Genomic DNA, 12,119 nt, shown 5'->3' on the forward strand with positions numbered 1-12,119 from the left:
GACATCTTCGGAATAATAATGAATTACCCTTCACAAGAAGCGCATTCTTTCTTTTGTTTGAATTTTTGTGCAGCATTCATACTGTGTTGGTAGTACATAGATTTTACTCCCAATTGCCAAGCATTTACATATACTTTGTTTACGTCTTTAATTGGCATATCTGGATGTACCATAATATTAATAGATTGTCCTTGGTCTATATGATTTTGACGGTTTGCAGCTTGATATACAATTACATTTTGGTCAATTTCTGAATAGGTTTTAAACACGTCTTTTTCGTGGTCAGATAAGAAATCTAAATGTTGTACAGAACCATCATTATCTCTTATACTTCTCCAAACTTCTGGTGTATTTTTTCCTTTTTCTTCTAAAACAGCTTCTAAAATTGGGTTTTTAATCGTTGTTTTAATTTTTGCAATGTCTTTTACATACACGTTAGACCAAATTGGTTCAATTCCTTGAGAAACTTGTCCTAAAATAAATGCAGATGATGTTGTTGGCGCAATTGCATTTAAAGTTGTATTTCTACGTCCATAACCTTTTAAAATTGCTGGTTCTCCATATTCTTTAGCCATATCTTCTGATGCTTTGTAAGATTTTTCTTTAATCAACTTAAAAATCTCACTGTTTAAAGAATACGCTTCTGCACTATCAAAAGGTAGCATTTTAGATTGTAATAATGAGTGCCATCCTAAAGCTCCTAAACCTAAAGCTCTATTGTCTTTTGCAAAATTATAGGCTTTTTCCATGAATCGAAATGTAAATTGATCGTCTCTTTTTGGAGAATCTCTATACACTTCTAATTTTGTGATAAACTCTTGCATTACTGCATCTAAGAAATACGTAAGTGTTTCTACAGCATCTGTATCTTTCCACTTGTCATAGTGCAATAGGTTTATAGATGATAAGCAACATACAAAAGACCATTCATCATTAGAAGGTAGCATGATTTCTGTACATAAATTACTTGCGTAAATCTCTAAATTTTTGTCTTTATAAACATCTACTGTACCATTATTTGCGTTGTCTCTAAATAAGATATAAGGATATCCTATTTCTCCTCTACATTGTAAAACTTTTGCCCAAATACTTCTTTTGTCATTATCGCCATCTATCATTTCTTGCATCCATTGGTTACTTACTGTAACTCCATGCGTTAATTCTTGAATTGGATTACCTTCTGTACCAATTTCTAAAAACTCTTTAATATCTGGATGATCTATTGGTAAATATGGTGAAAAACGACCTCTTCTAACAGAACCTTGACTTACAACATCTACCATTTTTTCGAACAACTGCATAATGTGTACAGAACCAGAAGATGAACCATTATTTTTTACTTCTGCTCCTCTTGCACGCAATTTTCCAAAATAACCAGAAGTACCACCTCCTAATTTAGACATCATACCTACTTCTGATTGAGAGAACAAAATATCTCCCATATCATCTGCTACATGACTACCAAAACAGCTAATTGGCAAACCTCTTCTTTTACCAAAGTTAGACCAAACAGGAGAGGCTAAAGAGTAAAACCCTTCTGCCATATAATTTTCAAACTTATCTGCAAAACCTGGCTTCTTTAAAATCTTTTCTGCATTTTCTGCAATAGCTCTTATTCTTGCTTCTGGTGTTACACCTTCTGTTAAATAACCCGATTCTAAAAATTTACGACTATTTTCTGTTAACCATTTAATTTCTGGTGTTTTCATTTTTTCAAGAATTTCTTTTCTAGAAGAATTTCTTGCTTCAATTAGTTTTTCGTGGTCTGATACTAAGGTTGACTTTGCTGTTTGTTCTGTTTGGTTCATAGTTTAAAATAAATCGTCGCTTGTTATACTTTTTGTTCTTTTACTGTAGTTGATAGATCTTTTTACAAAGAAATCTCCGTGTTTTGTTCCTATAATTTCATCATCAAACCATTCTGTTTGAGATAGTAATTCTTCATCAATATCAAAAACCTGAGGTACATCTATACTTTCTAAAGATTTATTAAATCTGTTTTTGATAAATTCATTGATTACATTTTTGGGTAAGAAGTCTAATTCTCCTTTCTCAAAAATCCAATCCACAATTTTGCTTTCTGCGTAAAAGGCTTCTCTACACATTTCTTGTACCATTAATGTATGCTCTTCATTAAACCACTCTGGGTTTTCATTTTTTATAATTTTGATGATATCAATACCAAAATCTCCATGAATTTGCTCTTCTTTAGAAGTTGCTTCTACAACATTAGAAATCCCTTTTAAGGCATTCTTAAATTTGTTAAATGCCATAATGATTAAGAACTGAGAGAATAATGAAACGTGCTCTATAAATAATGAAAACAGTAAAATAGATTCTGCATATTCTTTATCATCATCACTACCTGCGCTTTTTAAAGCAGTTTCTAAATAATTTACACGACGCATCATTACTGGGTTCTTTTTTAACGATTCGAATTCGTTGTTTAAACCTAGAATTTCTAATAAATGTGAATATGCATCATGATGTCTTACTTCACTTTCTGCAAAAGTAGCTCCAACAGAACCAATTTCTGGTTTTGGCATTCTTTTGTAAATATCTCCCCAGAAAGATTTTACAGCAACTTCTATTTGAGAAATTGCCAACATTGTATTTTTTATAGAACTTCTTTCTACTTCAGAAAGATGGGTTTTAAAATCTTGTATATCACTTGTAAAATTAAATTCTGTATGAATCCAGTAAGAGTGTCTAATTGCATCTACATATTCGTACAAATTAGGATACTCATAAGGTTTAAGATTTAATCTTTTTTCGAAAATATTGGTTTGTCTGCTTCTAGCTTGCTCATCTCTATATAAAATATATGCTTTGGCAACGTCTCTAAAAGGACTATCCATTAACTTAATCTCAACCAAATCTTGTACTTGCTCTACAGTTGGTGTATAATGTGGCTCGTTTAACTTTCTTTCTAAAAGAGCTCCGTTTACAATATTTGAAATGGCAACAGCATCACTTCTTGTTCCATTATTAACAGAATCCATCGCTTTTTCTATGGCTCTTGTAATTTTGTCTAACTCAAAAGGAGTTGTTTGATAGTCTCTTTTTATGATGTGCGTAATTTCCACGAGATTCGAATATTAAGTTAATGTTAATTTTAGTCGGATATTGACCCTTACAAAGATTGCTTTTTTTGTTCCAAAAAGAAAGTCATACTTATTCACAAAACCCTTGAAGTTTTTAACAAATGAATAAATTTATCTGTTTTTAACCGCTTATCAATTATTTTTTAACAATTTCATTATCAATTATTTAAATTTTAAAAATCGCTACAACTACCATTTTTATTGACATTCTTAAAAAAATGTTTTTTGAAAAAATTTTCATCATTTTTTCTAATTGATAAATTATTTTTTCATTTTTAAATCATCAGAAAAATCAAACAAATTTGTTAAAACCATAACTTTTGTAAAACCAACCACTTATAATATTATCTTTGTAATATTATTAACATTTATTATTTATCAAAGTGAAAAACGGAACAGTAAAATTCTTCAACGAATCTAAAGGATTTGGATTTGTAGTAGAAGACGATTCAAAAACAGAGTATTTTGTACACGTATCAGGTTTAATTGACGAAATTAGAGAAGGTGATGCAGTAGAATTTGACTTGAAAGAAGGTAGAAAAGGTTTAAACGCAGTAGACGTTAGAGTTATCTAATTATATTCTTAAATTTTTTACAAACCCGTTAATTTTTGAATTATCGGGTTTTTTTATGCGTTTTTGTTAAAATTCTTATTTAGATTTTTTTTACATAAGAACTAGTTGCATAATTAATTTTAAGCAACTTTTTTTTGGCGTATTTTTGTAAAAATATTTTTTTTGATGAAAAGCAGATTTCCAAAAATTGTTCAGATTTCAATTATTTCTGTGTATTTAATTTTTTTAGCTGGGGCTGTAGTTAGAATGACAGGTTCTGGAATGGGTTGTCCTGATTGGCCCAAATGTTTTGGATATTTAATTCCGCCAACTTCTGAAGACCAAATTACTTGGAAACCAAATACCGAGTTTAAAAAAGGATTTATCATTATTAAAGATGAAGTTTTATTTGTTGCAGAAAAAGATCTTAAAACTGCATCAGAATTTAATATTAAAAACTGGTCTAAATACACCAAACACGATTATAATAAATTCAACAAATACCATACTTGGACAGAATATATAAATAGATTGGTTTCTGTTTTAGCAGGTTTTGTGTTCTTATTTTTAATTTATGGAGCAACAAAATTTTGGAAAACAGATAAACGAATTCCATATCTAGCTTTTGGTGCTTTCTTTTTAATGATGTTTGAAGCATGGTTAGGAAAAACAGTGGTAGACTCTAACCTTACACCAACTATTATTACCATTCACATGGTGGTTGGTTTAATAATTATAGCACTTTTATTATGGTTAAAATTTATTGTTTCAGATAACAAAACGTATCAATATAATTCGCTTTTTAATAAACTATTAATTGTTTCTGTGCTATTTTCACTGATACAAATTGCAATGGGCACACAAGTAAGACAATTTATTGATGAACAAGTAAAACTATTAGGTTTTGAAAACAAGAATTATAGTTTAATGGAACCTAATTTTAAATTTTACTTTCATAGATCATTTACCATTGCCATTGTTTTGGTAAACTTAGCTTTGTTTTATTTAAATCAAGCAAAAGGTTTAGGGTATAAATTGGTCAATTGGATTGTATTTTTAATCTTTTTAGAAACCATTACTGGTATTTTAATGTATTATGCAGAGTTTCCTTTAGGTACACAAGCCACACATTTATTATCTGGCGCGATTTTATTTGGATTGCAGTTTTATTTGTGGCTTCAAAGCAGAAAGACTTTTGAGTAGGCAGTCATCACTAAAGTAAGCAGTAATCAATTGTTCCACAGATGTTTATAGATACAATTTCGATGAAAAACCCAAATCACTCGAAATGACAAACTTTGAAACTAAATAATAAAAAACTGACTGCAAACTGAAGATTAAAAAACTGCCAACTAAAAAATCACGGATGTGCATTTACCCAAACTTCTCCATCTTTAAAATGTTCTTTTTTCCAAATTGGCACTGTTTCTTTTAGTGTATCTATAGCAAACTCACAAGCCTCAAAAGCTGCTTTTCTATGTTTTGCAGATGCTGTAATTATTACAGGAACTGCTCCAATTTGTAACATCCCTTCTGCATGATGTATGGCCATTTTTTTTATTGCAAATTTTTCTAATGCCAAATCTGCAATTTTTTGCATTTCTTTAATAGCCATGGGTTTGTATGTAGAAAAATCTAACTGAGTAACTTCTTTTCCTTGTGTATCATTTCTTACAGTACCAACAAAGGCAGCAATTCCTCCACAAGAATCATCTTCTACAAAATTGTAACACTCTTGTAAATTTAATTTTTGGGATAATATTTTTATGGAAGTTCTTTTCATTTTATTAGATATTGAAACAAGTTCAATACTTGGGCAAAAATAGGAAAACAAAATTGTATTTTTGCATCAAAGTTTAAAACCAAAAGTTCTCGATATAATTTCGATGAAAAAAATCGAAATTACTCGAACAGACATTACTCAAAAAATAAATGAAAAACATCTTTAGAATTATTAGCTTTTTAGAAGGGATTTCTTACCTACTCTTACTTTTTATAGCTGTTCCTATAAAATATTTTCAGGGTGATGAATCTTATGTGAAAATGTTGGGAATGCCTCATGGAATTCTTTTTATGCTATATATTATCTTAGCTGTAATGCTAAAAAAAGAAATGAATTGGGACAATAAAACGTTAGGTATTATTTTATTAGCTTCTATTTTGCCTTTTGGTACTTTTTATATTGATAAGAAGTATTTACGATAAAAAGTTAACCATATAGCTAATATAGAAAACATAACTTCTATTTATTTAACCTTTTTGAAGTGAGGAGGTTGTCTTAAAAAATCAAAAAATAATTATTTGTAATATTGAGTCTATTTAACTAAAAATCAATGTGTTAAAAATATTTAATAAGCTCAGTTTGACATACTCAAATACTTTTCAAACAGGCTTAACCATTAAATGCTAGCCTCCACTAACTGGTGGAATGATTGCTACTATATCATTTTCTTTTAAAATTAAATCACCTGTTGCGTAACTTTCGTTAACAGCAATTGCATACGAATTTAAATTTTTTAACTGCGGATACGTTTTCATCAACAACGATTTAAAATTTTCTAAAGATGTATTTTTAGAAACATCTAAATCTATGCTATTTGTTGCTACTAAATCTGTAGTAATCCCAAAAAATAAAACTTCAATTTTCATAAAACAAAACTATTAAAATAAACTCATCCTAAAGACAAATCCGTTTTCTTTTATGTTTCCATATCTAGCACTTACATATTCTACTCTTAAAAAACGCCATTTACCATATCCTAAATTTGCCAATCCAACAGAATATTCTGTATATGGGTTTTTATCTGCCATAAACATTGCTTTTCCTCCTGCAATTAAATGGAAGTTCAGTTTGTTTATCAACGGAACTTTACCTAGTAAAAATCCTTTAAAATTATGTTCTACATGAACCTCTGCATATTTATCGTTAGTGTAATATTGATAATAATCTAGCAGGTTAAAACTATTTAAATCTCTGTCTATTGGAAACAAAAGTTTATTACCATTTACTTGTAAATTATCCATAAAAGCAATGTTTTTTTTCTTTAAAAAAGCACCTCCTCTTAATTGATATTCAAAATTTCCGTAATTACCAATATTTACGTCTTGCTGCACATTTGCAATAAAAACATCAGAATTTAATTCAGAATTACTTGCTCCAAATCGTTTTATATAATTAAGTCTTAATGTTGGATATTTATCATTGCCTTGGTTCTCTTTTCTGTCTGGATATGAAGCATATTTTTGACCAAAAACAAAAGTAGCTCCTAAGTTTAAAGTTGCAATACTATGTTCTTTAAAAGCGCCATTTGTAAAGTCTGTTGGGTCTAAAGGGTTGTTAGAAGTATACCCATTTGTACTTTGTTTTGCAAAAGAATAATTTGTAGTATTAAATAAGGGTTTTCTGTTGGCATACTCTAAGGATGAAGAAAAATAAATACCATTTCTAATTTCTTCAGAATAGCCAATTCTACCAAATGTTTTTTCGTAGATTTTCATGTAATTATCTCTGTAAAAAAGAGAAGTAATGGTATTATTTAATTTAAAAATAGGGTTTCTACCATTAAATTGAGGTGTAACAGTACCTCCAGAAATATACATTCTTGGTCTAGAAATATTGTTCCATTTTTTAGAAAAATAAAACGTAGGTCTTAAACGTTTATCAGAAAAACCATAATTAAAATTAACTCCAGCATTCCACCATTTTCCTTTTTTATTCAATTGTTTAAAATAACTAAAACCAGCAGAAGTATAAACGCCTTGCACAGTATTAAAACCTGTTCTTAATAGAGGTCCATTGTAAGAAAAAGATTTGTTTTCGTAAGAATTTCTGTGAGAATAACCCAATAAAGGATCTGACCAACCAAATTTATTGCCTTTAGCATCTATAGAATCTAAATATTTTTTAGATTTTCTAATAACTTTAATACTATCTTTTACTTTATAATCTGTTACCTCTTCTTTTGTTAGTGGTACTGGTCTTAGTTTGTTCCAAAAAACAGTATCTTTTTTTGTAGCCCCTTCTTCAAAAGAAAGTACTTCGTTTGTAAAAGTATCTTCTGAAAATTTTGGATTAAAATTGTAATCTGAATATGCGTATGAGAAAGTTCCACTTGGTTTAAAACCAAAAATAGAAATATCAAAATCTATAACTTGACTTATTAAAACCCAGCCTTGTATTTCTTCAGAATAATTATAACCTTGCTTTAAGCCCAAAGAATTTACAATAGGTATGTTTACTTGAGCTCCTGTTGTGGTAACATCTACTCCATACAATGCCCAATCATCTTCTACAATATAAATAAAACCATCAAAAACACGATCATTTTTACGTTTTGGGATTAATTTTATTTTGTTGATGAGTTTTCCGTTTTTATCATAGAAAGTTCCTACCAACTTATAATTATAATAACTAAAAGCATTGGTAGAAATTGGCGAAACCAAATCGTTAAAAACCGCCAAACTATTTTCATATAAGTCTAAAGTAGACTCTTCTGCTCTATTAAAACTAACCCCATTATCTTGCCCAGAAACTTTAGAAGCAGAAATTACTTCTTTAAATCGTTTTGGCTTTTTTTGATAAGAAATGTTAGAAAACGTTTCAGATAAATAGATTATTCCTGTTCTTGTAGAGTCTAAACCACCTCCAAAATCGCCAGTACTTTGTCCGAAAAATTTTTCTGGTGCATCTTTAATTCTTGTCAATCCTCTAGAATAGAATTTAGCAGTGTAGTTAGAATATTTATCTGTATTCTTGTCTTTGTTTGCAATTACATTTCTAATAATTCTATTAGCAGGATTGTCTTTTGTAGAGATTGAAATTTCATTTAACTGTACTTTCTCTTCTTTTAAAACAACATCTAAATTATAAGGAAAAGAACTAATACTCACTTCTTTTTTTAAGGTTTCGTATCCTAAAATTTGAAAAACAATGGTATATTTTCCTTTCTTTTTTAAATTTAAAACATAAATACCACTATCATTAGAAGTAGTTCCTGTAACTGTTTTATCTAAATACACACTTACAAAAGAAAGTGCTTCTCCTTTAGTGTCTGTAATTTTACCTTTTACTTGAGCTGTGATTAGGGTTGATAAAAAAAGTAGGGATAAAAAAGTAATTTTTTTCATAAGTTGGATTTGTTAATAGACGCAAACATAGTGGATATGTTACTAGCAAATCTTTAAATTTTGTTAAACAAGCTATAATAGTTTCTTAATTTTTAAAGTGCAATAAATGCACGAAAGATTATAAAGAATTCTTTTTTACTCCTTTTTATATGCGTTTTTTAATTATCTAAAGTCTTTATTTTTTTGTTAAGATAATATAAACATCCAATATAAAAGATGACCATCTTTGTAAAACGCTTCATCTTAAAGTTCTATATTTGTAGGCTCAAAACAAATAGTAGATTTTTATGAGTAATTCCAGAAAAAGACACGAAGCTTTGGTATATCATGCAAAGCCAAAACCAGGTAAAATTGCAGTAGTTCCTACAAAAAAATATGCCACTCAACATGATTTGGCTTTGGCTTATTCACCAGGAGTTGCAGAGCCTTGTTTAGAAATTGCAAAAGATAAAAATAACGCTTATAAATACACTGCAAAAGGTAATTTAGTAGCAGTAATTTCTAACGGAACTGCAGTTTTAGGTTTGGGTGATATTGGTCCTGAAGCCTCTAAACCAGTAATGGAAGGTAAAGGTTTGCTTTTTAAAATATTTGCAGATATAGATGTTTTTGATATTGAAGTAGATGCTACAGATGTAGATCATTTTATAGCAACTGTAAAAGCAATTGCACCCACTTTTGGAGGTATTAATCTAGAAGATATTAAAGCCCCTGAAGCTTTTGAAATAGAAAGACGTTTAAAAGAGGAGTTAGACATTCCTGTAATGCATGATGACCAACATGGAACTGCGATTATTTCTGCAGCTGCTTTAAAAAATGCCATCGAAATTACAGAAAAAGACATCAGTAAAGTAAAAGTAGTCGTAAATGGTGCTGGAGCAGCCGCAATTTCTTGTACAAGATTATACCTTAAATTAGGGGTAAAAAGAGAAAATGTGGTCATGTGTGACAGTAAAGGAGTCATCAGAAAAGACAGAGAAAACCTTAGTTCTCAAAAAGCAGAATTCGCTACAGATACAGATATAAGTACACTTGATGAAGCTATGCAAAATGCAGATGTTTTTATAGGTTTATCTATGGGAGATATAGTAACACCAGCAATGTTGCTTTCTATGGCAAAAGACCCTATTGTATTTGCAATGGCAAACCCTGTTCCAGAAATTAATTACGATTTAGCCATAGCTACCAGAAAAGACATTATTATGGCTACTGGTAGATCAGACCATCCTAATCAAGTAAATAATGTACTTGGTTTTCCTTTTATTTTTAGAGGTGCTTTAGATGTTAGAGCCACCAAAATAAATGAAGAAATGAAAATGGCAGCAGTTTTAGCGTTAGCAGAGTTGGCTAAAAAAACCGTTCCAGAACAAGTAAATATTGTGTATGATGAAGTAAGCCTATCTTTTGGTAGAGAATACATTATACCAAAACCTTTTGACCCAAGATTAATTTATGAAATTCCACCTGCAATTGCAAAAGCAGCAATGGATTCTGGAGTAGCTTTAGAACCTATAGAAGATTGGAATGGTTACAGAGAGCAGCTTATGGAACGTTCTGGGTCTGGAAGTAAAGAAATTAGAATTTTACACAATAGAGCCAGAAGCAATCCAAAACGCATTGTTTTTGCAGAAGCAGACCATTTAGATGTACTAAAAGCAGCACAAAGAGTACATGAAGAAAAGTTAGGCAAACCTATTTTATTAGGAAGAAAAGAAGTAATTCTAGCTTTAATGGAAGAAATTGGTTTTGATGCAAATGTACCTATTTTAGACCCAAAAACAGACGAAGAAACAGAACGTAGAAATCGTTTTGGAACATCTTATTGGAAAAATAGACAACGCAAAGGAAGAACCCTATCTGAAGCAAAAAAATTAATGCGAGAACGCAACTATTTTGCTGCAATGATGGTGAATGAAGGCGAAGCAGATGCTTTAATTACAGGATATTCTAGACCTTACCCAACTGTTGTAAAACCAATTTTAGAGTTGATAGAAAAAGACAAAGGTGTTACAAAAATTGCTGCAAGTAATTTAATGTTAACCAAACAAGGCCCTTTATTTTTAGCAGATACAACTATAAATGTAAACCCATCTGCAAAAGATTTGGTTAAAATTACACAAATGACAGCTAATTTTGTAAAAATGTTTGGTATGAAACCAAACATGGCCATGATTTCTTTTTCAAACTTTGGATCTTCTAATACAGAAACCTCAAAAAAAATAAGCCAAGCTGTTTCTTACTTGCATCGTCATTTTCCAGAAACAGTGGTAGATGGAGAATTACAAGCAGATTTTGCACTAAACCCAGATATGTTGGCTAAAGAATTTCCTTTTTCTAAATTGAATGGAAAAAAAGTGAATGTGTTAATTTTCCCAAATTTAGAGTCTGCAAATATCACTTACAAATTATTAAAACAAGTAGATGAAGCAGAATCTATTGGACCTGTAATTTTAGGGTTAAGTAAACCTGTACATATTTTACAATTGGGTTCTAGTGTAGACGAAATGGTAAATATGGCTGCATTAGCTGTAGTAGATGCACAAGAAAAAGAAAAAAGAAGTCAAAAATAAAAGTCTTTTTAATTTTACAGATAGTAGCATAAAAAATAATCCATAAAAGAATGAATTGGTATTCTTTTATGGTTTTTATCTTCAATTTTTAAAACAGTTTCTTAGTAGAATTTATCAAAATTTAAAATCTTAGTGCAACAACAAATAAAAGTGTTACTTTAGAAGCCAGAAAAATAAACCTATGATTACTCAAATTAGAGGAAGACTTGTAGAAAAAAATCCGACAGAAGTTGTTGTAGATTGCAATGGTGTTGGGTATTTACTGCATATTTCTTTAAATACTTTTTCTAATTTACCAGAAGATGAAGCTGTTGTTTTATATACATATTTATCTATTAGAGAAGATGCACACACGCTTTTTGGTTTTATAAACAAAACAGAAAGAGAAGTTTTTAAGTTATTAATATCCGTTTCTGGAGTTGGGCCAAGTATTGCAAGAACCATGTGTTCTTCTATGACTGCAGAAGAAATTCAAAATGCAATTGCAAGTGAAAATGTTGCTTTGATACAATCTGTAAAAGGAATTGGAGCCAAAACAGCACAAAGAGTTATTGTAGATTTAAAAGATAAAATCTTAAAGACTTTTAATATTGATGAAGTTTCTGTAACCACAAGCAATACAAACAAAGAAGAAGCGTTATCTGCTTTAGATGTTTTAGGTTTTAATAAAAAACAATCTGATAAAATTGTTTCAGCTATTTTAAAAGAAAATCCTGATGCAAGCGTAGAAAAACTGATAAAATTAGCCTTAAAAAGTTTATAAC

Annotated in this window: 10 protein-coding genes; 5 read left to right on the forward strand and 5 right to left on the reverse strand. The window is 29.9% G+C overall.

What is annotated here, in order from left to right; translation table 11 throughout:
- Positions 1-23 precede the first annotated feature (23 nt).
- Together ACY2RW_RS00220 and ACY2RW_RS00225 are read right to left on the reverse strand one after the other, a co-directional pair.
- Complete coding sequence (locus ACY2RW_RS00220) at positions 24-1,808, reverse strand: ribonucleoside-diphosphate reductase subunit alpha (protein WP_490120672.1); 1,785 nt, start codon at positions 1,806-1,808, stop codon at positions 24-26.
- Positions 1,809-1,811: 3 nt separating this feature from the next.
- Positions 1,812-3,086, reverse strand: coding sequence for a ribonucleotide-diphosphate reductase subunit beta (locus ACY2RW_RS00225; protein WP_490120673.1), 1,275 nt, complete (start codon positions 3,084-3,086; stop codon positions 1,812-1,814).
- A 401-nt stretch (positions 3,087-3,487) separates the two neighbouring features.
- Here ACY2RW_RS00225 and ACY2RW_RS00230 point away from each other — a divergent pair, with 401 nt between their 5' ends.
- Entirely contained in the window at positions 3,488-3,679 is a 192-nt protein-coding gene (locus tag ACY2RW_RS00230) for a cold-shock protein (protein ID WP_249980345.1), read from the forward strand.
- Positions 3,680-3,844: 165 nt separating this feature from the next.
- Positions 3,845-4,861, forward strand: a complete 1,017-nt coding sequence (locus ACY2RW_RS00235; RefSeq protein WP_490120674.1) for a COX15/CtaA family protein — start codon at positions 3,845-3,847, stop codon at positions 4,859-4,861.
- Positions 4,862-5,018: 157 nt separating this feature from the next.
- Here ACY2RW_RS00235 and ACY2RW_RS00240 read toward each other — a convergent pair whose 3' ends face one another.
- A complete protein-coding gene (locus ACY2RW_RS00240) occupies positions 5,019-5,441 on the reverse strand; it encodes a molybdenum cofactor biosynthesis protein MoaE (RefSeq protein ID WP_490120675.1) in 423 nt (140 codons plus the stop codon).
- Between the two features lie 149 nt (positions 5,442-5,590).
- Between ACY2RW_RS00240 and ACY2RW_RS00245 the strand changes: the two genes are divergently transcribed.
- Positions 5,591-5,863, forward strand: coding sequence for a DUF3817 domain-containing protein (locus ACY2RW_RS00245; protein ID WP_490120676.1), 273 nt, complete (start codon positions 5,591-5,593; stop codon positions 5,861-5,863).
- Between the two features lie 201 nt (positions 5,864-6,064).
- Here the strand turns inward: ACY2RW_RS00245 and ACY2RW_RS00250 are convergent, their stop codons facing one another.
- Positions 6,065-6,307, reverse strand: a complete 243-nt coding sequence (locus ACY2RW_RS00250) for a MoaD/ThiS family protein (protein ID WP_490120677.1) — start codon at positions 6,305-6,307, stop codon at positions 6,065-6,067.
- A 12-nt stretch (positions 6,308-6,319) separates the two neighbouring features.
- Entirely contained in the window at positions 6,320-8,785 is a 2,466-nt protein-coding gene (locus ACY2RW_RS00255) for a DUF5686 and carboxypeptidase regulatory-like domain-containing protein (RefSeq protein WP_490120678.1), read from the reverse strand.
- Between the two features lie 287 nt (positions 8,786-9,072).
- Here ACY2RW_RS00255 and ACY2RW_RS00260 point away from each other — a divergent pair, with 287 nt between their 5' ends.
- Together ACY2RW_RS00260 and ruvA are read left to right on the forward strand one after the other, a co-directional pair.
- Positions 9,073-11,355 (forward strand): NADP-dependent malic enzyme, encoded by a 2,283-nt coding sequence (locus ACY2RW_RS00260; RefSeq protein ID WP_490120679.1) that lies wholly within the window; start codon positions 9,073-9,075, stop codon positions 11,353-11,355.
- A gap of 181 nt (positions 11,356-11,536) precedes the next feature.
- A complete protein-coding gene (ruvA, locus tag ACY2RW_RS00265) occupies positions 11,537-12,118 on the forward strand; it encodes a Holliday junction branch migration protein RuvA (RefSeq protein WP_490120680.1) in 582 nt (193 codons plus the stop codon).
- Position 12,119 lies beyond the last annotated feature (1 nt).

The organism is Polaribacter sp. 2305UL8-11 (assembly GCF_058147165.1).